Raw genomic sequence first — 20,847 nt, 5'->3', positions numbered from 1 at the left:
CGCATCTGTACTGTCTGTAGACACGAGCCTGTAGATACCTGATTCAACACTTGCACCGAGGACTGCTGAACCTTTTCATGCCAAAGACCACTCCCAACACCACGCGCAGCCGCAGCGCTGTGCTGAAATCGCCGATCGATGCGACTCCTGAATCGGGAGTGCAGCGCACGGTCCTTCCCGGCGGCCTGCGCGTCGTCACCGAATTCATCCCCGGTGTGCGTTCCGCCTCCGTCGGCGTGTGGGTCGGAGTCGGTTCCCGCGACGAGCAGCCGAGTGTGGCCGGTGCCGCGCATTTTCTCGAGCATCTGTTGTTCAAGTCGACGCCGTCACGGACCGCGTTGGACATCGCGCAGGTCATGGATGGTGTGGGCGGCGAACTCAATGCATTCACGTCGAAGGAACACACCTGTTTCTACGCGCACGTGATCGACGAGGACCTCCCGATGGCGGTGGACCTGGTTGCCGACGTCGTACTGCGTGGGCGCTGCAGAACTGCGGATGTCGACGTCGAGCGGCAAGTAGTGCTCGAAGAGATCGCGATGCGAGACGACGATCCGGAAGACCTGCTCGGCGACGCCTTCCTGACCGCGTTGTTCGGAGATCATCCTGTCGGTCGTCCCATCATCGGTAGCGTCGAATCGATCGAGTCGATGTCGCGCAATCAGTTGCATTCCTTCCATGTTCGGCGTTACACGCCGCAGCGGATGGTGCTGGCAGTAGCGGGGAACGTCGACCACAAGCAGGTTGTGACGCTGGCTCGCCGCGCCTTCGCCGGGCATCTCGAGCGTGGAGTCAAGCCGGCGCCGCGGCGCGAAGGCACTCTGCGTTTGCGAACGATGCCTGAACTGAGCTTGACCCACCGCGACAGCGAGCAGGTCCACCTTGCGCTCGGAGTACGCGCGTTCGGTCGGCACGAGGGTCATCGCTGGGCCCTGTCTGTTCTCAACGCCGCAGTGGGCGGCGGGCTGAGTTCTCGTCTGTTCCAAGAGATTCGCGAGAAGCGTGGGCTTGCGTACTCCGTCTATTCCGGCGTAGACACCTTCGCGGACACCGGAGCGTTCTCCGTGTACGCGGGTTGCCAGCCGGAGAACCTCGGGGAGGTTGCCACAGTGATCCGCGAGGTACTTGCGAACGTGGCGACGGACGGAATCACCGATGCCGAGATCGCCCGCGCCAAGGGATCGCTGCGCGGCGGATTGGTTCTGGCACTGGAAGATTCAGGTTCACGCATGAACCGTATCGGTCGCAGTGAACTGAATTACGGCAACCATCGCAGTGTTGCGCAGACGCTCGCGACCATCGACGCGGTTACCTCCGAAGAGGTGCTCGAGGTGGCGCAGGTGCTCTTGACCAGGCCTTTTGCAGCCGCCGTTGTCGGCCCGTACAAGCGGGTTCGTGACCTTCCCGCGTCGGTACGCGGGATCGTGGGCAAGTAGTTCGAACTATCGAAATCGGGGTGTGCAGTTGAAGATCCGTGGTGCAGTGCTCGAAGAGATCGGCCGGGAGCGTCCCTTTGCGGAGTCGACTCCGATTTCGATTTCGGAACTCGACCTCGAATCCCCGGGCCCGGGTGAGATCCTCGTCAAGATCGAAGCTGCCGGGCTTTGTCACTCCGACCTCTCCGTGGTCGACGGGAATCGCGTTCGCCCCGTGCCGATGTTGCTGGGCCACGAGGCAGCTGGTCGAATCGTCGAACTCGGCGACGGCGTTGATTCGTTGTCGGTGGGCACCCGCGTCGTGATGACTTTTCTTCCGCGGTGTGGCGAGTGCGCGGGATGCGCCACTGACGGCCGGATGCCGTGCACGGTGGGTAGCGCCGCCAACAACGACGGCAGTTTGCTCGGTGGCGCGCAACGACTGCGGCGCTCCGGCGAGAGCGTCAAACATCATCTCGGCGTTTCGGGTTTCGCGACGCATGCGGTGGTCAACGCCAAGTCCGTAGTTGCCGTCGAAGACGATATTCCGGCCGAGATTGCAGCCGTACTCGGTTGCGCGGTGTTGACCGGCGGGGGAGCGCTACTCAACGCGGCCAAGCCTCGCCCGGCGGACACTGTGATGGTGGTCGGCTTGGGCGGCGTCGGGATGGCCGCAATCCTGACGGCGCGGGCACTCGGGGTCGAGAACGTCATCGGCGTCGACGCACTGGAGTCCAAGCGGGCTCAGGCGCTGGAACTGGGCGCGACCGAGGTCTTCACACCGTCCGGCCTGTCCGAGAGTGGCGTTCGCGCAGACATCGTCGTCGAAGCTGCGGGAAATGCTCGGGCGTTCGAGACAGCCGTGGCCGCGACGGCAGCGGGTGGCACGACCGTCACGGTCGGGTTGCCTGCGCCTGATGCGCGCTCGTCGATCTCGCCGCTCGGGCTGGTGGCCGAAGCGCGGACCATCATCGGCAGCTACCTCGGATCCGCCGTCCCCGCCCGCGACATCCCGATCTACGCGCAATTGTGGCGGGACGGGAAGCTACCGGTCGAGAAGCTCATCTCCTCGCGAATCGAGTTGGACGACATCAATTCCGGCATGGACGAACTTGCGGACGGAAAAGCAATCCGACAGGTCATTATTTTTGACTGAAATCGTTACCTCCTGTAACGCTTCTCTCATACTGGACGACTACTCGAATGACGTTGCGTGACGCCCCGGGGGTCGGTCGTACGTTTTCCAAAAGTTGATTGGGGAGAAGATATGCCGGTTCGTGGGTTCTTTTCGCGACATCGAATACTGGCGGGTGCAGTAGCGCCCGCAGCGCTCGGCGTGGCCGCGTTGGTGGCGGTCGCAGTTGCCGTGGATTCTCCGCAATCGCAGACGATCGAGACCGAGTTGACCGCGTCTGTCACCGAGTGCCACGACACGGTCGGGATCGGTGTTGCCGGTCGCGGAGACACGCCGGTCGAGGGCACAACGAAGATGCTCGTCGGTGCGGATGGAACGACACTCCTCCCGGCGGCGCTCACAGACGACTACAGCAGTTACTGGGTCGACCCGGTACTCAAGGCGCCCGCCGGTTCGGTCAAGGACGGCTCGTACGCCTCCGTCTACATCGCGTATCCCGCAAACATGGACAGTTACGAAGAGGCCGTGACGACGGGCGCGGACAACACCCGCGCTGTGATGAAGGCAATCAGCGCGGCCTGCCCGAACACGAAGTTCTCGATTGTCGGCTACAGCGAAGGCGCTGACGTAGTGCGCCGCGTCGCGATGGACATCGGCTCGGAGTCGAGCACCTCCGGCATCAATCCGGACAACGTCGTCGGTGTGGTCATCTTCGCCGACGCTGGTCGACTCGCGGGCGAGGGGCCGTTCCCCGGCTCCGAGAACCCGTACGCGAACCCGAACGGTTTCAACCAGCAATATCAGAACGGAAAGAACACCGCTTCCGGATCCGGGGCACTTCCAGGCACCAGCGGAGATTTCGGGGCCCTGAACGGCAAGATTGCGTCGTTCTGCTCTGACGGCGACCTCACCTGCGCAGCTCCCGAGAACATTTCACTCCTGATTCTGGCGGCAAACGTCGGTCGGCAGCTCAACGTCGACCAGTTGCAAGCGCAGAATCTGACGCCCGCCACCGGCATGGACATCGCGGTCGTGATGGGACGAGTGATGTTCGACGCCTTCAACGACATCTCGAGCAATCCCACCTGGATGCAGAGCGACGAAACCTTCCTCGACGTCTTGCTGAAGGTGTCCGATCCGGCGTACAAGCCGAGCGAGGCCACCACGACGCCGGTCGCAAAGGACTCGGTTTCCACTGAGGAAGTGTCGCCGTTGGCGTACCTGCCGCAGAAGCTGTTCAAGGAAATCGTCGGCCTCATCGCCACGAACCAGAACACCATCCCCGTAGTCATGAACGATCCGTACGGCCTGACCTTGGGCCCGGATGTCGGTCACCACTTCGACTACTGGCGTGATTCGGATGCTGCAAACGGCAAGCCCCTGACATCAGCGGAGTACGCAGCGGCGTGGCTGACCTATCTGGCCAAGCAGGCGCAGGACGGCAAGCCGGTCGATTCGTCGGCGAAGCCGACCGCCGAAGAGATGGCGGATGCCATCGACGCCTTGGCTGCTTCGCCTTCGGTTACCGACTCGGCCAAGCCCACCACAACCACGGGCGAAGCGGTACAACCCGCACCCGCAGGTTCGGAATCTGCAGTACCGGCACCCGCGGCTCCGACGACGACATCCGTTGCGCCGGCCGCGACGCCGAGTGTGACTTCAACCGTGGCGCCGTCGACTTCAGTCGAGTCGAGTGCACCGCCCGCCGCGACCACGACAACATCAACAACAACAACGACACAAGTTACGACCGGCTAGCCGAGAGGTTTCCGTTCGTCAAAAACGCTGTCACAGGCTGCGATCCGCAAGTAGTTGCGGATCGCAGCCTGTTTTGTATGTACGGGTTACCTACAGCGGCGGTTGGTGCTTATCGTGGAAGGGAGGTTTCCGGATCACGAATCGTGGGTTTCACCGTGCACGAGCTGTCTATTGCGCAGAGTGTGGTCGAAGCCGTGTGCGAGCGTGCCGGCGAGCGACGAGTATCGAGTGTGCGGCTGGAAGTAGGGCAACTCTGCGCGGTGGTTCCACACTCTCTGCTGTTCTGCTTCGACGTTGTCACTGCGGGTACTCACGCCGAGGGTGCCAGCTTGCACATCGATCAGATTGCAACCAGCGCGCGATGCAATAGCTGTGGCGTGACTTTCTCGCCGCCCGACATGTTCTTGTTGTGTGGGTGCGGCAGTGCTGATGTCGAGGTGCTTGCCGGCCGCGAGTTGCGGATCCTGTCGATGGAAGTGAGCTGAGCATGTGCGCGACGTGTGGGTGCGGGGACACTACGGGACCTCGGGTGTCGGTCGTCTCCGGCGGAGAACACGAGCAGGACGACAGCCATGGGCACGGTCACCACCACGACCACGACCATGACCATGACCTTGGGCACGGTCACTCCGACCACACTGTAATTCTCGAGCAGCAGGTGCTTGCCAAGAACGACGGCATTGCGGTTCACAATCGTGAGTGGATGCGGGGCCGCGGAATCACGGCGCTCAACATCATGAGTTCGCCCGGCGCGGGTAAGACGACATTGCTGGCGCGAACGATCCGGGAACTAGGACGACAACGACCGATTGCCGTGATCGAAGGTGACCAGGAAACCCGGCTCGACGCCGAGCGGATTCGTGAGGCCGGCGCGTCAGTGGTCCAGGTCAACACGGGGGCGGGCTGTCACCTCGATGCCGAGATGATCGATCGCGCGCTGCGCGCCTTGGACCCCGCGGACGAGTCGCTGCTTCTGATCGAAAACGTAGGAAACCTGGTGTGCCCCGCGCTCTTCGACCTGGGCGAGGAAGGCAAGGTTGTCCTAATTTCGACGCCGGAGGGGGTCGACAAGCCGAAAAAATACCCGCACATCTTTGCCGTCGCGGACCTCGTGGTGATCAACAAGATCGACTTGCTCCCGTACGTCGAGTTCGACGTTGATGCCTGTGTCGCGCAAGCGAAAATCCTCAATCCTGCTGTGCGCGTTGTTGTTTTATCGGCCACGACAGGTGAGGGCATGGACGAGTGGTACGAGTGGATCGGTAGTCGTTCGGCGATTTCTCCGGTGGCCGTTGACAACTGATCTGCTCGGGTAGTTAATGAAATGAGTGGGTGCCACGCAAGTGGGCCGAGGTTCGACTCCGGTGGCGTCAGCGTTTCGGTGCCGCAGCAATTTGAGGCCATAGCGTGTCAGGCAGTAGCGGTGCCGAGAATCAGGCGCAAGTGCACCCGTGAAAGCGGCTGACATGGACACACAAAAATCGACTGCTGGCACCACGGCGGAACCTGCCTCCGAAAGCGCAGCTACCCCCGAAAGCGCAGCGGCCAAAGCGGAAGAAACTCTGATCCACGTGCTGTGGATCAATGCCGGTCTCAGTTGCGACGGTGATTCGGTGGCGCTCACCGCGGCCACGCAACCCAGTATCGAGGAGATCGCGCTCGGTGCGTTGCCCGGTCTGCCTCAGGTGGCGGTTCATTGGCCGCTCATCGACTTCGAATGTGGACCGCAGGGTGGCGCTGACGATTTCCTGGAATGGTTCTGGAAAGCCGACCGGGGAGAATTGGAACCCTTTGTTCTTGTTGTCGAAGGATCTATACCGAACGAGAAACTTCACGACGAAGGGTACTGGTGTGGTTTCGGGAACAATCGTGAAACCGGCCAACCGGTCACCACGAGCGAATGGCTCGACAAACTGGCGCCGAAAGCGACTGCGGTAGTTGCGGTCGGCACGTGCGCAACCTACGGCGGCATACATGCGATGGCCGGCAATCCGACCGGTGCGATGGGCGTGCCGGACTATCTCGGGTGGACCTGGAAATCGAAGGCGGGCATCCCGATCGTTTGCGTTCCCGGGTGTCCCATTCAGCCGGACAACCTCTCCGAGACCCTGACCTATCTTCTGTACATGGCCACTGATCAGGCGCCGATGATTCCCTTGGACGAATCCCTCCGCCCGCAGTGGCTTTTCGGTGCCACCGTTCACGAGGGCTGTGACCGTGGCGGGTACTACGAGCAGGGCGAGTTCGCGACGGAGTACGGGTCGCCGAAGTGCATCGTCAAGCTGGGGTGTTGGGGACCGGTCGTGAAATGCAATGTCCCCAAACGCGGTTGGATAAACGGAGTCGGCGGGTGCCCTAATGTCGGCGGGATCTGCATCGGCTGCACGATGCCGGGATTCCCGGACAAATTCATGCCGTTCATGGATGAACCACCTGGCGGCAAACTCTCCACCAATGCGGTGGGAATGTACGGGTCCGTGATCCACAGTCTGCGCCGGATCACCGGTCACACGTTGGACAAGGAACCGCACTGGCGCGAGCGCGGGTCGAAGTTGCTCACCGGTGCGACGCGTACGTGGTGACCGACCGGATACCTTCAAATCAGTTCGTGAGCAACGTCTCTGGGAGGCACTGCAATGACGGCCATCGTTCCCGAACCCACCTCGACTGCGGACCGCGACGGTCTTGTCGAGATGGCGTGGGACCCAATCACCCGAATCGTCGGCAGTCTGGGTATCTACACCAAGATCGACTTCGCCAATCGCGAAGTGGTGGAGTGCCACAGCACGTCGTCGATCTTTCGTGGGTATTCCCTGTTCATGAAGGGGAAGGACCCGCGCGACGCGCATTTCATCACCAGTCGTATCTGCGGCATCTGCGGTGACAATCACGCCACGTGCTCGTGCTACGCACAAAACATGGCGTACGGCGTCAAGCCGCCGCATCTAGGCGAGTGGATCGTCAATCTCGGCGAGGCCGCCGAGTACATGTTCGACCACAACATTTTTCAAGAGAATCTGGTCGCAGTCGACTACTGCGAGAAGATGGTCTCCGAGACGAATCCCGGTGTGCTGGCGCAGGCAGAGAACACGCGCTGCCCGCACGAGGAGCAGCACGGTTATCGCACGATCGCGGACATCATGCGGACTCTCAATCCGTTCACGGGTGAGTTCTATCGCGAAGCGTTGCAAGTCTCGCGTTCGACTCGCGAAATGTTCTGCTTGATGGAGGGTAGGCACGTCCACCCGTCGACGCTCTATCCCGGCGGCGTCGGCACCGTCGCGACGATCGAACTGATGACGGACTACATGTCGCGGCTGATGCGGTACGTCGAATTCATGAAGAAGGTCGTGCCGATGCACGACGACCTGTTCGACTTCTTCTACCAGGCGCTGCCTGGTTACGAGAAGGTTGGCCTGCGGCGGACCCTGCTGGGTTGTTGGGGATCGTTCCAAGACCCCGAGTACTGCAATTTCTCGTACAAGGACATGACCGACTGGGGCCGGAAGATGTTTGTCACTCCCGGTGTGGTTGTCGACGGAAAGTTGGTCACCACGGATCTGGTGGACATCAACCTCGGTATCCGAATCATGCTGGGGTCCTCGTATTACGAGGACTGGAGTGATCAGGAGATGTTCGTCAAGACCGATCCGCTGGGTAACCCGGTCGATCGCCGGCACCCGTGGAATCAACACACCAACCCTCACCCGCAGAAGCGGAACCTCGAGGACAAGTACAGCTGGGTCATGTCACCGCGATGGTTCGACGGAAAAGACAACCTCGCTCTGGATACCGGCGGGGGAGCATTGGCTCGTCTGTGGAGCACCGCTCTTGCCGGCCTGGTCGACATCGGATACCTGGAGTCGAACGGACACAGTGTGAAGATCAATCTTCCGAAAACAGCACTGAAGGGTCCTGTCTCGCTCGAGTGGAAGATTCCAGAGCATGGCAGCAATACTCTCGAAAGGAACCGTGCGCGAACGTATTTCCAGGCATACGCAGCAGCGGCTGCCCTTCACTTCGCAGAGAAGGCGCTAGTCGAGATCCGGGCAGGCCGTACCAAGACGTGGGAGTCGTTCGAGGTTCCGGACGAGGGAATCGGTTGCGGATTCACCGAAGCCGTCCGCGGAGTTCTCTCACATCACATGGTGATTCGTGACGGCAAGATCGCGAACTATCACCCGTACCCACCGACCCCGTGGAATGCGAGCCCGCGCGACAGCTACGGAACCCCCGGTCCGTACGAGGATGCCGTGCAGGGTCAGCCGATCTTCGAGGAGAACGATCGAGACCACTTCAAGGGCATAGACATCATGCGGACCGTGCGTAGTTTCGATCCCTGTCTGCCGTGTGGTGTTCACATGTATCTCGGCGGCGGTAAGACCCTGGAGAAGTTGCACTCTCCGACGCAGTCCGTGACCGGGGAGTGATCGATGGAGCAATCGGCCGACTACTGGCGCGGAGCAGGTGAGCGCATCGAGACGTTGTTACAGGCCAATGCCGGTGCAGGGCCGGTGGCCAGGGATCGCGCCGAGCAACTGGTCCGCGAGGTCGTGCAGTTGTACGGCGCCGCACTCGAACGCACCGTCGCACTGGCGGATCCGGCCATGATGGATGCGATGGTTCGCGACGATCTGGTGTCGAGCCTCCTACTGGTGCACGGACTTCACCCGCACGACGTCGAGACCCGCGTACGCACTGCGCTCGACAGCGTGCGTCCGTACCTCGGCTCGCACGGCGGGGACGTCGAACTGATCGAGGTGGCGGACGGCGTGGTGCGGCTACGGCTTCTCGGAAGCTGTAACAGTTGCCCTTCGTCGTCGGTGACCCTCGAAACCGCGGTCCAGGACGCGGTGCAGGCGGCGGCACCCGAGACCACCGGAATCGACGTCGAAACACCGGATTCGCACGAGCTGAAGTCGGGTGTGATCTCGGTCGAGTCCCTGTTCTCGCACGTACACGCCGAAGGGGGAGGCGCGCACTGGGTGGAGGTCCCCGAATTTGCCGAAGTCGACGCGGGTGAGGTCGCGGGTTTCCGGGTATCGGATACCGATCTGTTGGTCTGCCGCTCCGGTGACGATCTGTACGCGTATCGCGACCATTGCCCCGTATGTGACCATTCGATGGCGGGGGCTGTGCTCGAACGCATGATGGGCCTTCCTGTCCGAGACGCCGCTGTCCTTACCTGTCCGACGTGCTCTGCCCACTTCAGCGTGTACGGAGCGGGTGCGCGGGTCGGCACCGGCTCCGAGCACCTGGCGCCTCTGCCGGTGCTTATTCGCGACGGTGTGCTCTCGGTCGCGCTTGCTGACGATTCCGTGTTGCCGGTGACCTAGCCGTGGACGAAGCCTGGTCATGAAAACCACTGTGGGAGAGGTACTCACGCGAATCGCCTCGACGCGCGCCGTTCCGACCGGGCCGCTGTGTGAGATGTGCGCGGCGGGCATAGGTGACGAACACCAACACGTCGTGGACGTACAGGTCCGGAGCCTGATGTGCGTGTGCCGTCCCTGCTATCTGCTCTTTGCGCCGGTCGACGCGGATCTTCGATACAAGGCGGTTCCCGATCGGTACCTCGAATTTCCGGACTTCGACCTCGGCCCTGGCCGGTGGGAGTCCCTGGAAATCCCCGTCGGACTGGCATTCTTCTTTCGGAACTCACTCCTCGACAAGTACATAGTCTTCTATCCGGGACCTGCCGGAGCTACCGAATCCGAGTTGCCCATCGACTCGTTCGAGACTGTGCTCGCGGAGAATCCGGGGCTCTCGCAGATGCGGGCCGACGTCGAGGCGTTGATTGTCTCGGTGCCCACGTCAGGACAATCGCCGAGATGCTTCGTTGTTCCCATCGACGCCTGCTACGAGCTGGTGGGCAGGCTGCGCACCGTGTGGCGCGGATTCGACGGTGGCCAGGATGCCGCACGCGCGGTGGACGAGTTCTTCGGGCGCGTCGAGGCGCGAAGCAGGTCGGCATGACCGTCCTCGACTTTTCGGTCGACAACGTGGAGGTGGAACCGTATGCGGTTACACCGAATCTGACGGTGAGATTGAGGATGTCGGAGACTACCGGCGCGACCGTCCGAGCAGTCGCTCTACGCGCACAGGTTCGAATCGAACCGCACCGCCGGCCGTACTCCGACGAGGAAGGCGACGCCCTGCGCGATTTGTTCGGTCCGCGGGAGCGTTGGTCGAGCACGCTGCGAACCTTCTTGTGGATGGAGTGTTCCGCGGTCGTTCAGGGATTCACGGAAACAGCGGTCGCGGCCTTACCCATGGCGTGTACGTACGACTTCTCGGTGACGGCGTCGAAGTACATGCACGCACTCCGTGACGGAACGATTCCGATCGTGGTTCTACTGAGCGGAACCGTATTCACCGACGGGCAGCGCGGTTTCTCGGTACAGCAGATCCCGTGGGACAGATCTGCTGCCTACGAATTGCCGGTCGACGTGTGGAAACAGCTGATGGCCACGCATTATCCGGCCTCTGGTTGGGTACGCCTCGACCATGAGACGATTGCCGATCTCGTGCGATTCAAGGCAGCGCACGGCTTCACGGACCTCGATTCAGCCGTGCGGCAGTTGCTCACGGCGAGCGAGGTGCCCCGATGACCCGAACTGAGATGGATCACGACGTTCGGGCCGTGGCCGACGCTGTCCTGTACGAGGGATATCTTCTCTATCCTTACCGGGCCGGCTCGGCGAAGAATCAATCCCGTTGGCAGTTCGGGGTTCTCGGACCGCCCGGCGCCGCCGGTGACGGAGTCGGCGAGGAACCGTCGATGTCCGCCCAATGTCTGCTCGGCGAACTCGAGCGGAACGGCGCCGAAGTAACGGCGACGGTGAGATTTTTGCACCACCAGTCGCGGACGGTTGAACGACTCGGCGCCGGCGGCGCGTGGATTCCGGTGGATCGGTTGGTCGTCGACGGGCACGAGGCGATCTCGTGGGACGAAGCCACCGAATCCGAGATCGTCTTGGGTCCGTGGGGTCTGGACGAACTCGAGGCCGGAGTCGAAGAATCCTTCTGTGCGGCGGGAGTTGTCGACGGAGAGACTCTGGCGGATTCTCTGGGCCGGGTAGTCGGACGGGTCGTTCGGACACGGCTTCCGGTGACTGGCTGCTTGGAATTGAACGCCTCCGCAGGGGACAGACGCAGGGTGATCTCCGTGAGCATCATGAACGACACGAGCGTCGACATGAGGGACAAGGGCACGGCCACGGCGCAGTCGATGCTCGGCACTCACGTCATTTTGACCTGCGCAGGCTCGAGGTTCGTGTCGTTGTTCGACGAACCAGATCACTCGGAGCCGCTGCGGCAAAATCGCTGTTATCCCGTGCTTGCGGGGACCGAGGATCCGACTCACCCCGGTACATCGCACACCGTTCTGGTGTCACCGATCATCCTGTACGACTTTCCCGAGATTGCGCCGCAGAGCGAAGGATCCCTGTTCGACTCGACGGAGATCGACGAAATTCTCACCCTGAGAATTCTCGCCATGACCGAAGAGGAAAAGGCGCGGGCGCGGGCTACCGACTCGAAAGCTGCCGACATCATCGATCGATGTGAGAGCTTGACGGCCGACGATCTAGCCGGCCTGCACGGCGTGCTGCGAGATTCGATTGCCGGTTCTGATCTGATACCCGAGGTGCCTGACGGCGTGGACTGGTGGACGCCGGAAGCCGACACCAGTGTTCAACCACGCACCGACGCAGTATTGATCAACGGCGTCCGCGTCTGTGGTGGAAGTACGGTTCGGCTTCACCCCTCACGTCGCGCTGATGCTCAGGACCTGTTCTTCGACGGCCGGATCGCCCACGTCGCCACCATTCATGAAGACGTGGACGGCGACATTCATGTTGGGGTGACGCTCTTGGACGACCCGGCCGCCGATCTGCACAACTGGTACGGCCGCTACCTGTACTTCGCGCCGGACGAGATAGAGCCGGTGCCGCGAGACGGCGCGAGTTGACGTACTTCACGCTGTCGGACTTCACAGCTGTCGGACTTCACTGCTATCGAGAGGAGAACCCGCCATGAGGAGCATGGGATTGCTGTCGACGGCACTTCTCGGCGCCACCGCGATCGCAGCCGCGATCGTTCTGGTGGTGTCGATGCCGGACATCCAGCGCTATCTGCGAATGCGAAAGATGTAAAGCACTGTGCGCGTGCTGATTGCAGGCGTCGGAAACATATTTCTCGAAGACGACGGATTCGGCCCCGAAGTTGTTCGAGCGTTGCAGCATGAGAATCTCCCGACGGGGGTTCGCCTGGTCGACTACGGGATTCGTGGTGTGCATCTGGCATACGACTTGTTGGAGTCGTGGGACGCGCTGGTGCTGATCGACGCATTACCGGTGACCGGAGTGCCGGGGAAGCTTGCGATCATCGAAGTGGATCCCGAAAGTGAAGGTCCGCAAGGAGGTTTCGACGCACACTCGATGCATCCGAGTTCGGTGTTTGCCAGCCTGCAGGCCCTCGGCGGAGCACTCCCGCGGACGTTCGTGGTGGGGGCACACGCGAAATCGGTCGGCGACGGAATCGGATTGAGTGCAGAGATGCGTGATTCGGTAGGGCAAGCCGCCTCTGCGGTGATGGCACTCGTCCGGTCGATCGACGTGGATTGTGATGCCACCACTTTGGGGCCGGAGGTGTGAGTCATGTGTCTGGGGATTCCGGGACGGGTACGCGAACTACTGGACGGATACGGCGGTCAACTCGCCCTCGTCGACGTGGAAGGTGCACCGCGCAAGGTCAACATCGGAATGCTCGACGAAGGCACCGTCACGGCAGGTGACTGGGTGGTGATCCACATGGGCTTTGCAGTCGAGAAGGTCGACGAACAGGGAGCGCAGCGCGCCCGGGCCGGCCTCGAACTGATGGGCCGTGGTCAAGACGGTGAGATCGACGAGTCCGATAGTCGTACCGGCGAGGTCGGGACATGATGATCGCCAACCGTGTCATCGTTCGTGGCGTAGTCCAGGGGGTGGGATTCCGGCCGTTCGTTCACGCGACTGCGACCGAACTGGGACTGTCGGGTTCGGTGGGAAATTCTGCTCTCGGGGTCGTGATCGACATCGAAGGCGACGGAGAGGCAATCGATGCATTTGTCGCTCGGGTGCGAAACCGCCCCCCACCGCTGGCACGAGTGGAGTCGATAGAGCGCGAGGACTCGCCGCCGCTAGGTCGTCAGGGGTTTTGCATCATCGAGACGGATGCGGGGGCGGTCGGGCGAACCTTGGCGCCGGCCGACGTCGGGATCTGCGACGACTGCCTGCGGGAGCTGACTGATCCGAGCGATCGGCGATTTCGTCATCCCTTTATCACCTGCACCAATTGTGGTCCACGATTCACGATCATCGAGTCGATGCCCTACGACCGGGCCGCTACGACGATGAAGCGGTTCCCGTTGTGCGCGAACTGTGCGGCAGAGTACGTGGATCCCTCCGACCGCCGGTTTCATGCGCAACCGATTGCCTGCCCGGAGTGCGGTCCAACGCTTTCGTTCGGGGAAGGCGACGCGCCCACGGAGACCGGCGAGGGTGCACTGCTACGAGCCCGAGCGCTGCTACGAGACGGGAAGATTCTTGCTGTCAAGGGAATTGGAGGATTCCACTTGGCCTGCGATGCGCGTGATGATCGCGTGGTTCACGATTTGCGTGGACGCAAGCATCGACCGAGCAAGCCGTTGGCGGTGATGGTGCGCGATGTGAGAGAAGCCAGAGCGCTGGGTGTGGTCGGGGATGCCGAGGCCGATGCCATGTCCTCGCACGAGCGTCCCATAGTGCTGGTTGCCAAAGCGTCTGGATACACGCTGTCTCCCTCGATTGCCCCAGGCATTCCGGACATCGGAATCATGCTGGCCTACAACCCGATTCAGCATCTCCTGCTCGGGTTGGCGGGAGACGCTGCGGGCCCGGCGGCGTTGGTGATGACGTCGGCGAACATCGGTGGCGAGCCAATTCTGTACTCTGACGACGATCTCGAACGGGTGGGTGACCTGGCCGACGGGGTGTTGACCCACAACCGTCCGATCTTGATGCCGTGTGACGACTCGGTGATGCGAATAGTCGGCAGTGGACGACAGTTGCTTCGTCGCTCGCGCGGATATGCACCGCTGCCCGTTGCGGCGCCGTTCGATCTACCGCCCACCTTGGCGGTCGGGGCCGATCTGAAGAACACCTTCTGTCTTGCCGAGGGTGCGTATGTCTGGCCGAGTCAGCACATCGGAGACATGGGCGACCTCGCTGTCCTCGACAGTTTTGCTGCATCGGAGAGTCACTTCGAGTCGATCACCGGAGTAGTGCCGCACCAGATTGCCTGTGACGAGCATCCTCGGTATCGCTCGTCCTCGTGGGCTCGCAGTCGTAGTGGCGACCGACCGGTGCGCGTCGTCGGGCATCACCACGCACATGTGGCTTCCGTGATGGGGGAGAACGGCCGGGACGGGAGCGAACCGGTTCTCGGAATAGCGTTCGACGGCACCGGCTACGGGGCGGACGGCGCAGTGTGGGGAGGGGAATTGCTGCTGGCGACGTACAAGGGTTATCGCCGTCTCGCGAATCTGGGATACGTACCGCTGCCAGGGGGCGATGCCGGAGTGGAACGACCGTACCGAATGGCGCTCGCCCACCTCTGGCATGCCGGGTTGGACTGGGAATCCGACCTCGCGCCGGTGGCGGCCTGTCCGCCACGAGAGCAGTCGGTCCTACTTCACCAGTTGGAAACCGGTTTCGGGTGTGTGGACACCTCCAGCATGGGGCGGTTGTTCGACGCAGTCTCCTCGCTGACCGGGGTTCGTCAGAGCGTCGACTACGAAGCGCAGGCCGCCATCGAACTGGAGGGCATTTCGAGGGGAGTCGACTGCGCCCCGTCGCGGTACACCTTCGACTGGGTGCAGTCGGACGACGATTCATGGACAGCTGATCCACGGTCGGTCATTCGGGCCGTTGTCCGTGATCTCCGGGCGAAGGTGCCCGCCGACGTGATCGGCGCGCGCTTCCACGAATCCGTCGCGCACCTCGTACTCGAGTGGGCAATCCGTGGCCGGGAACTGGCGGGAGTGGACGAGGTAGTTCTCACCGGAGGCGTGTTTCAGAACCCTCTCCTGCTCGTCCGGGCGTGTGCCCTGCTCGGAGAAGCCGGATTCACGCCGTTGACAGGACTGCAGTTGCCACCGAACGACGGTGGTCTCGCCTACGGCCAAGTGCTGGTCGGGAGTTCGTCATGAGGTCAGGAGTTGTGCCATGTGCCTAGCCGTACCAGGACGTATCGAGTCCTTGGAGGAACGCGACGGAACGACGATGTCGGTGGTGAACTTCGGTGGCGTCCGAAAAGAAGTGTGCCTCGAATACATTCCGGGCGCCCGAGTTGGCGAGTACGTCGTGGTGCACGTCGGATTCGCGATCCAACGACTCGACGAGGAATCCGCACGCAGCACGCTGGCGGAATTCGAACACCTCGGCGTACTCGAAGAGGAATTCGGTGACGGGTTCGCCAGGGCTGCCCGGGCCGCCGGGATCGAACCGAAGGAGACGGAATCATGAAGTATCTGGACGAGTTCTCCGATCCGGAACTGGCCGGCAAACTGCTGGATCAGATCCGCGCGCTGGCCACGCGCCGATGGGCGATCATGGAAGTGTGTGGTGGTCAGACACATTCGATCATCAGGCACGGCATCGATCAACTACTCCCAGAGCAGATCGAGATGATTCACGGACCTGGTTGCCCGGTCTGCGTCACGCCGCTCGAGATCATCGACAAAGCTCTCGAAATCGCGGCAAAGCCCGATGTCATTTTCTGTTCATTCGGGGACATGTTGCGAGTTCCGGGGAGTTCGTCGGATCTGTTCCGGATCAAGAGCGCCGGCGGCGACGTTCGCGTGGTGTACTCACCGTTGGATGCACTGACTATTGCCAAGGAGAATCCGGACCGGCAAGTGGTGTTCTTCGGGATCGGATTCGAGACCACAGCGCCGGCCAACGCCATGACCGTCTATCAGGCCAATCGCCTGGGTATCAAGAACTTCTCGCTGCTCGTCTCGCACGTTCTGGTCCCGCCGGCAATGGCCGCGATAATGGACTCGCCAGAGTGCCGCGTGCAGGCATTTCTGGCGGCCGGGCATGTGTGCAGTGTGATGGGAACGTCGGAGTACCCGGCCCTCGCCGAGAAGTACAGGGTCCCGATCGTCGTTACCGGATTCGAGCCGCTGGATCTCCTGGAGGGCATCAGAAAGACTGTGCTGCAGTTGGAATCGGGTCGACACGAGGTCGAAAATGCCTACGCCCGTGCTGTCACGGCGGAGGGCAACACCGCAGCGAAAGCGATGCTCGAGGATGTGTTCGCGGTGTCGGACCGGACGTGGCGCGGCATCGGATCGATCCCGGACAGTGGTTGGCAGCTGGCGCCGAAGTATGCGTATTTTGATGCGGAAGAACGTTTTTCGGTGACCGATATCCACACCGACGAGTCGAGTGTCTGCCGGTCCGGTGAAGTATTGCAAGGCTTGATCAAGCCACACGAGTGCAGTGCCTTCGGGAAGGAATGCACTCCGCGGAATCCACTCGGTGCCACGATGGTGTCGTCCGAGGGGGCGTGCGCTGCGTACTACCTGTACCGACGCCTGGAACTGCAGGAGGCGGGTCATGCCGGCTGAGGAGACCGCTGTCGTGGACCTGTCGGCATGGGTGTGCCCACTGCCGCTGCGTGATTCGCCGAACATCGTCATGGGACACGGCGGTGGGGGAGCGATGTCCGCCGAGCTCATCGAGCATCTGTTCCTGCCCTCGTTCGGAAGCGCTGCCGATGCCGAGCTCGGCGACTCGGCTGTATTCGACATCGGCGGGGTGCGGCTCGCCTTCTCGACGGACTCGTACGTCGTGAAACCCATGGTGTTTCCCGGCGGAACGATCGGCGATCTTGCGGTCAACGGAACGGTGAACGACCTGGCGATGGCGGGAGCACAACCTTTGGTGATGTCGACGGCATTCATCCTCGAAGAAGGGACCGCGTTGACCGACATCGCGGGGATCGCGAAGGCGCTCGGGCGGGCTGCGCACGTTGCCGGCGTTCGACTGGTGACGGGTGACACCAAAGTTGTCGATGCCGGTCACGGCGACGGAGTCTTCATCAACACCGCGGGAATCGGGATTGTCGCCGACGGGGTGGACATCAACCCCACTCGCGCACAAGTGGGTGACGTCGTGATCGTCAGCGGCGACATCGGTGTTCACGGGGTGGCCGTGATGAGTTGTCGCGAAGGTCTCGAATTCGGGACCGAGGTGCGCAGTGATTGCGCGTCGCTCAACGGCGTGGTCGCCGACATGATTGCCACCGGCGTCGACATCCATGTCTTGCGCGACCCTACCCGGGGCGGAGTTGCCGCCACCCTCAACGAGATCGCTCAAGCGTCGAACATCGGTGTTGCGCTGGTGGAACGAGATCTGCCGATTCCCGCTGACGTGCGCGACGCCTGTGGGCTACTCGGTTTGGATCCTTTGTACGTCGCCAACGAGGGTAAGTTGATCGCCTTCGTTTCGCGAGAAGACTCCGACCGAATTCTGGAAGCGATGCGCGGTAATCCACTGAGTGCGGGAGCTGCCGTGATCGGGGAGTGCGTGGCCGAACATCGCGGAATGGTGGTGGCGCGTACGGCGTTGGGAGGCAATCGGGTAGTGGATTTGCCGGCAGGTGAACAACTTCCGCGGATCTGCTGATGACTGCCGTCGGTATGAACGGGCCGGCGTTGTTTGCCCGCTACGCGTATCCGCCGAACGAGTTGGGTTACTGCGGACCCGACGATCCTTCAATGCTGCTTCGTCTGGCCAGCGGCAACTCGGGCAGCGGCGACCGTGATCGCGCTCGTCAATTCGACGGTGCGTGGCCGTACCTCGAGGCATTGGCCGCAAGTGCGGGCATCGACGATCCTCTCGATCCGCGAGTGATCGAAGCCTATTGGGTAGGAGGTGATCTCCTCGACTCGCTTGATTCGGGGGCGTTGTTGCAGCACTTGAGGGGGGCATTCGGTGAACGCGAGAACACCGGGTTTCTCCCTGCCCTCGGGGATCGGGACCGCGCGCTCGCGCACCACAGTTTTCACGTATTTCTGGTGTATCCGTGGGTCAAGCTTCTTCGGAAGCGCGGTGCGGTCCCACTGTCCGTCCTCCAGAACTGCCGGATCAGATGGGGAGTGGTCGAGGACGTGAGTGAGGAGCACGCGTTGGTGGTTTCGTCCCCGCTCGAGTTCGACGGTGAGCAACTCGTACGCGGCACGCCGGTGACGCAGCGAGTGCGATGGAGCGTTGACGGCCGCTCACTCGCACCGACGCCAGTCCAGGGCGCCTTGGTGACGATGCACTGGGATTGGCTGTGTGACAACATCACGTCAGAGCAATCACGGGCATTGGATGCCGCGGAAGACTCGGCATTGCGGATCGCGACCCGGATGCTGTCGACGTGACAGGCCCTGTCAGAGCAGGGACCACGGTCTGGAGGATACGCAGGTGTCAGGGCACGAAAAAGGTTCCGAGGCCCGGTGTTCCGATCGCCTGGGGATCGACGTATGCGACGACCTGACCCGAGCCCGGACGAATCGTGACGGGTTGTGCATCCAGTGTCGGAAATGATGCGGATCCGTACGCTCCGGTGCCGAGACTGAGCCAGTGGACGACCGCGGAGTGGGGGTTTCCGTCTCCGGGTGCGCGTTGCACTTTCAGCACGGCGACGCCCGGTTCTTCGCCGACGATCGCTGCAAGGTGGGGAGTGGGCAAGTCGACGAGCGGGACGTAAGGGTCGACCTGGAACGGAACCGTGCTCGGCGCCGCTGCCGCGGTACCCGGCATCATCACGCCGGAGATCGCAAGGGCCGCAAAGACCGCGGCACCGGTACGTGCAAAAGCGTTGAGTGCAGTCATACGATTCGACGCTAGTCGCTTGACCGGCGATTCGGTGCCGTTTCGCGTTTCAATCGGTGGCGGGGTGACGTCGACGCCACCGCCCAGTGGTACGCGAAGGTATTCGGAATGACGATCGAGATATTCGGCCCCACGGCACGCACTGCACTGAAGTTCGGAGATCAGAAGATCGATCTGAGGCCTCTCGGATCGGCGGAGCAAGACCCGGCCTGGACCACCGGCGCCGTCGAGGCAGCAGGTTTCGAGGATTTGTGCTTATTGTCGCGACCCCGACGGAAACCTCATCGAGATCGCCGTCTACCCGTGAACCAACCACTCCGAGGAGAAATTACTCCAGATTCAATGTCGTTCAGTGCTGCCTCCTCCGGCTGTCGACATCTTTCCCGGCCGTGCACTTGGAATCCTCGTTCGTCACCGGACTTTGCGGGTCCCGCTTTCTCTGATCGTCGCCCGCGGTCCGCGTTCGTCGGACTCTTCTCTTCCAGATCGCTGATCGAACTGGTTTCGAGAAGGTGTCGGATCGGCGTCCGATGGCTTTCGAGGGGATCTAGCTACTTCCGCCGTCTATCGAGTGAGCGAGGGTGGAGACGGTGCGCTTTCGGTGGGTTGTTGCCGGTTGCACTGTGTCGGGCCAGTCAGCAGTTTCTTCCAGCGCCCAGTCGGCCCATTCTGCGATGTGGTTGAAGTGGCCGATCATGAACCGGTTGGCCAGTGCCATCAGATGATTCTGCTGGGGGAGTGTGCCGGCTTCGGGGGCCGAAATCCGTTGTGCGTGTGAGACGAACAGACTTCGGGACCGAGTTGCCTGTTCGCGCATGGTGGTCAGGTTGGTCCGCAGGTCGGCGATCGTGCCTTGGTTGGCGAAGATCACGCGGATCATGCCTTCGAACTGCAAGGCGGGGGGTGTGGCCTGGGTGGCGAGCCAGTCACTCAGCGCTGTGCGACCTTCGTCGGTGATGGAGTAGACCGTGCGCGAGCGCTGAGTGCCTTTCGTTACCGTGCTTGCCGTGACCAGACCGCGTTCAAGCAGTATTTTGGGGGCGTTGTATCGCTGTCGGTCGGCGCTGGGCCACAACTCGGCGACCCCGCGTCCGACCTGTTCGGCGATCTCGTATGCCGACCAGTCCTTGACCGTCAGCAGTCCCAGGATCATGTACGAGGTAGGTGTGAGATCACGCTGAGCCACATGGCTCCCTTCGTTCCGCGGTTACATCCGAGCCTACAAGTGCTACTTCCCTTCACCGTTTGCATCCTCGGTGTCGGCGATGTCGTCGGATGTGTCCTGAGCGGGCTTGCCGTAGATGAAGGGGACGAGCGCTGCAGCGACGGCAGAGGCCGGGGCGAAACCATCGGCCGTGGGGGCCAGATTTCCCCACACCACCAAGGTTACGTCGTTGACCGGGTCGTACCCCATGAACGAGTTGTAGCCGGGCAGTTCGCCGATGTGGCCGTACATCGGACCCATTTGAGCGATACCGTATCCGTATCCTGCGGATCCTTCGCCATCTGTGGGTTGCACACTGTTCAAACGCAACTCTTGTGTGGCGGGACTCAGGAGCGAACCGGTTCCCAGGGGACTGTAAGAACAACGGTGTAACTCTGAAAGGAGATACGCCACTATGACTGA

At 62.0% G+C, this 20,847-nt stretch carries 22 protein-coding genes and 1 pseudogene; 20 read left to right on the top strand and 3 right to left on the bottom strand.

The genetic code is table 11. The annotated features are described in order from the left end of the window. The first annotated feature begins 77 nt into the window (after window positions 1-77). The 19 genes from ACKAMS_RS21160 (at window position 78) to ACKAMS_RS21070 (ending at window position 18,766) form a co-directional block, all read left to right on the top strand. Window positions 78-1,436, top strand: a complete 1,359-nt coding sequence (locus tag ACKAMS_RS21160; protein ID WP_317830959.1) for a pitrilysin family protein — start codon at window positions 78-80, stop codon at window positions 1,434-1,436. Between the two features lie 28 nt (window positions 1,437-1,464). Then, window positions 1,465-2,571, top strand: coding sequence for an alcohol dehydrogenase catalytic domain-containing protein (locus ACKAMS_RS21155; RefSeq protein ID WP_408989480.1), 1,107 nt, complete (start codon window positions 1,465-1,467; stop codon window positions 2,569-2,571). Window positions 2,572-2,682: 111 nt separating this feature from the next. Then, window positions 2,683-4,308, top strand: a complete 1,626-nt coding sequence (locus ACKAMS_RS21150; protein WP_408989479.1) for a cutinase family protein — start codon at window positions 2,683-2,685, stop codon at window positions 4,306-4,308. 155 nt (window positions 4,309-4,463) lie between these two features. Next, a complete protein-coding gene (locus tag ACKAMS_RS21145) occupies window positions 4,464-4,793 on the top strand; it encodes a hydrogenase maturation nickel metallochaperone HypA (RefSeq protein ID WP_020907448.1) in 330 nt (109 codons plus the stop codon). Between the two features lie 2 nt (window positions 4,794-4,795). After that, a complete protein-coding gene (hypB, locus tag ACKAMS_RS21140; RefSeq protein ID WP_408989478.1) occupies window positions 4,796-5,611 on the top strand; it encodes a hydrogenase nickel incorporation protein HypB in 816 nt (271 codons plus the stop codon). Between the two features lie 163 nt (window positions 5,612-5,774). After that, window positions 5,775-6,890, top strand: coding sequence for a NiFe hydrogenase small subunit (locus ACKAMS_RS21135; RefSeq protein ID WP_020969412.1), 1,116 nt, complete (start codon window positions 5,775-5,777; stop codon window positions 6,888-6,890). A 54-nt stretch (window positions 6,891-6,944) separates the two neighbouring features. Next, window positions 6,945-8,738, top strand: a complete 1,794-nt coding sequence (locus tag ACKAMS_RS21130) for a nickel-dependent hydrogenase large subunit (RefSeq protein ID WP_408989477.1) — start codon at window positions 6,945-6,947, stop codon at window positions 8,736-8,738. Window positions 8,739-8,741: 3 nt separating this feature from the next. After that, window positions 8,742-9,644, top strand: a complete 903-nt coding sequence (locus ACKAMS_RS21125) for a NifU family protein (RefSeq protein WP_020907451.1) — start codon at window positions 8,742-8,744, stop codon at window positions 9,642-9,644. A gap of 19 nt (window positions 9,645-9,663) precedes the next feature. Further along, window positions 9,664-10,284 carry a DUF5947 family protein gene (locus ACKAMS_RS21120; RefSeq protein ID WP_021333534.1) on the top strand — a complete coding sequence of 207 codons (621 nt, stop codon included), beginning with the start codon at window positions 9,664-9,666 and terminating at the stop codon, window positions 10,282-10,284. After that, entirely contained in the window at window positions 10,281-10,919 is a 639-nt protein-coding gene (locus ACKAMS_RS21115) for a DUF6084 family protein (RefSeq protein ID WP_046378430.1), read from the top strand. The genes ACKAMS_RS21120 and ACKAMS_RS21115 overlap by 4 nt, the downstream gene beginning before the upstream one ends. Then, a complete protein-coding gene (locus ACKAMS_RS21110) occupies window positions 10,916-12,280 on the top strand; it encodes a hypothetical protein (RefSeq protein ID WP_046378431.1) in 1,365 nt (454 codons plus the stop codon). Before ACKAMS_RS21115 ends, ACKAMS_RS21110 begins: the two co-directional genes overlap by 4 nt. A gap of 64 nt (window positions 12,281-12,344) precedes the next feature. Continuing rightward, on the top strand, window positions 12,345-12,464 hold the full coding sequence (locus ACKAMS_RS21105) for a DUF6893 family small protein (RefSeq protein ID WP_003942178.1): 120 nt from the start codon (window positions 12,345-12,347) through the stop codon (window positions 12,462-12,464). A gap of 6 nt (window positions 12,465-12,470) precedes the next feature. After that, complete coding sequence (locus ACKAMS_RS21100) at window positions 12,471-12,965, top strand: hydrogenase maturation protease (RefSeq protein ID WP_211916881.1); 495 nt, start codon at window positions 12,471-12,473, stop codon at window positions 12,963-12,965. Window positions 12,966-12,968: 3 nt separating this feature from the next. After that, complete coding sequence (locus tag ACKAMS_RS21095; RefSeq protein WP_211916879.1) at window positions 12,969-13,253, top strand: HypC/HybG/HupF family hydrogenase formation chaperone; 285 nt, start codon at window positions 12,969-12,971, stop codon at window positions 13,251-13,253. Next, the gene (gene hypF / locus ACKAMS_RS21090; RefSeq protein ID WP_408989476.1) at window positions 13,250-15,538 is read left to right on the top strand and encodes a carbamoyltransferase HypF; all 2,289 of its coding nucleotides are present in this window, start codon (window positions 13,250-13,252) and stop codon (window positions 15,536-15,538) included. The genes ACKAMS_RS21095 and hypF overlap by 4 nt, the downstream gene beginning before the upstream one ends. Window positions 15,539-15,554: 16 nt before the next feature. Next, the gene (locus tag ACKAMS_RS21085; RefSeq protein ID WP_020907459.1) at window positions 15,555-15,854 is read left to right on the top strand and encodes a HypC/HybG/HupF family hydrogenase formation chaperone; all 300 of its coding nucleotides are present in this window, start codon (window positions 15,555-15,557) and stop codon (window positions 15,852-15,854) included. Continuing rightward, a complete protein-coding gene (gene hypD / locus ACKAMS_RS21080) occupies window positions 15,851-16,963 on the top strand; it encodes a hydrogenase formation protein HypD (RefSeq protein ID WP_021333540.1) in 1,113 nt (370 codons plus the stop codon). The genes ACKAMS_RS21085 and hypD overlap by 4 nt, the downstream gene beginning before the upstream one ends. Further along, on the top strand, window positions 16,953-18,023 hold the full coding sequence (gene hypE, locus ACKAMS_RS21075) for a hydrogenase expression/formation protein HypE (protein WP_408989475.1): 1,071 nt from the start codon (window positions 16,953-16,955) through the stop codon (window positions 18,021-18,023). The genes hypD and hypE overlap by 11 nt, the downstream gene beginning before the upstream one ends. Beyond that, window positions 18,023-18,766 (top strand): DUF6390 family protein, encoded by a 744-nt coding sequence (locus tag ACKAMS_RS21070; protein WP_264614432.1) that lies wholly within the window; start codon window positions 18,023-18,025, stop codon window positions 18,764-18,766. The genes hypE and ACKAMS_RS21070 overlap by 1 nt, the downstream gene beginning before the upstream one ends. A gap of 46 nt (window positions 18,767-18,812) precedes the next feature. Here ACKAMS_RS21070 and ACKAMS_RS21065 read toward each other — a convergent pair whose 3' ends face one another. Beyond that, window positions 18,813-19,220, bottom strand: a complete 408-nt coding sequence (locus ACKAMS_RS21065) for a hypothetical protein (protein WP_264614433.1) — start codon at window positions 19,218-19,220, stop codon at window positions 18,813-18,815. A 66-nt stretch (window positions 19,221-19,286) separates the two neighbouring features. Between ACKAMS_RS21065 and ACKAMS_RS21060 the strand changes: the two are divergent. Next, window positions 19,287-19,527: pseudogene (locus ACKAMS_RS21060) on the top strand (VOC family protein); the annotation flags it as partial. 240 nt (window positions 19,528-19,767) lie between these two features. On the opposite strand, the gene ACKAMS_RS21055 reads toward ACKAMS_RS21060, so the two are convergent. Both ACKAMS_RS21055 and ACKAMS_RS21050 read right to left on the bottom strand, forming a co-directional pair. After that, on the bottom strand, window positions 19,768-20,406 hold the full coding sequence (locus ACKAMS_RS21055) for a PadR family transcriptional regulator (RefSeq protein WP_021333542.1): 639 nt from the start codon (window positions 20,404-20,406) through the stop codon (window positions 19,768-19,770). Between the two features lie 42 nt (window positions 20,407-20,448). Then, window positions 20,449-20,838: a serine hydrolase gene (locus ACKAMS_RS21050; RefSeq protein WP_408989508.1), complete on the bottom strand. Its 390-nt coding sequence runs from the start codon at window positions 20,836-20,838 to the stop codon at window positions 20,449-20,451. Between the last annotated feature and the right edge of the window lie 9 nt (window positions 20,839-20,847).

The organism is Rhodococcus sp. 5A-K4, assembly GCF_046097995.1.
GTDB lineage: Bacteria > Actinomycetota > Actinomycetes > Mycobacteriales > Mycobacteriaceae > Rhodococcus_F > Rhodococcus_F erythropolis.
Note: the sequence above shows the minus strand (reverse complement) of the source record. Positions and strands in the feature narration are given on the sequence as shown.

Bases quoted from the DNA above. Each gene is read 5' to 3' on its own strand.
- ACKAMS_RS21160 (WP_317830959.1), top strand. From the start codon at position 78: ATGCCAAAGACCACTCCCAACACCACGCGCAGCCGCAGCGCTGTGCTG.
- ACKAMS_RS21150 (WP_408989479.1), top strand. From the start codon at position 2,683: ATGCCGGTTCGTGGGTTCTTTTCGCGACATCGAATACTGGCGGGTGCA.
- hypB (WP_408989478.1), top strand. From the start codon at position 4,796: ATGTGCGCGACGTGTGGGTGCGGGGACACTACGGGACCTCGGGTGTCG.
- ACKAMS_RS21135 (WP_020969412.1), top strand. From the start codon at position 5,775: ATGGACACACAAAAATCGACTGCTGGCACCACGGCGGAACCTGCCTCC.
- ACKAMS_RS21130 (WP_408989477.1), top strand. From the start codon at position 6,945: ATGACGGCCATCGTTCCCGAACCCACCTCGACTGCGGACCGCGACGGT.
- ACKAMS_RS21125 (WP_020907451.1), top strand. From the start codon at position 8,742: ATGGAGCAATCGGCCGACTACTGGCGCGGAGCAGGTGAGCGCATCGAG.
- ACKAMS_RS21120 (WP_021333534.1), top strand. From the start codon at position 9,664: ATGAAAACCACTGTGGGAGAGGTACTCACGCGAATCGCCTCGACGCGC.
- ACKAMS_RS21115 (WP_046378430.1), top strand. From the start codon at position 10,281: ATGACCGTCCTCGACTTTTCGGTCGACAACGTGGAGGTGGAACCGTAT.
- ACKAMS_RS21110 (WP_046378431.1), top strand. From the start codon at position 10,916: ATGACCCGAACTGAGATGGATCACGACGTTCGGGCCGTGGCCGACGCT.
- ACKAMS_RS21105 (WP_003942178.1), top strand. From the start codon at position 12,345: ATGAGGAGCATGGGATTGCTGTCGACGGCACTTCTCGGCGCCACCGCG.
- ACKAMS_RS21095 (WP_211916879.1), top strand. From the start codon at position 12,969: ATGTGTCTGGGGATTCCGGGACGGGTACGCGAACTACTGGACGGATAC.
- hypF (WP_408989476.1), top strand. From the start codon at position 13,250: ATGATGATCGCCAACCGTGTCATCGTTCGTGGCGTAGTCCAGGGGGTG.
- ACKAMS_RS21085 (WP_020907459.1), top strand. From the start codon at position 15,555: ATGTGCCTAGCCGTACCAGGACGTATCGAGTCCTTGGAGGAACGCGAC.
- hypD (WP_021333540.1), top strand. From the start codon at position 15,851: ATGAAGTATCTGGACGAGTTCTCCGATCCGGAACTGGCCGGCAAACTG.
- hypE (WP_408989475.1), top strand. From the start codon at position 16,953: ATGCCGGCTGAGGAGACCGCTGTCGTGGACCTGTCGGCATGGGTGTGC.
- ACKAMS_RS21070 (WP_264614432.1), top strand. From the start codon at position 18,023: ATGACTGCCGTCGGTATGAACGGGCCGGCGTTGTTTGCCCGCTACGCG.
- ACKAMS_RS21065 (WP_264614433.1), bottom strand. From the start codon at position 19,220: ATGACTGCACTCAACGCTTTTGCACGTACCGGTGCCGCGGTCTTTGCG.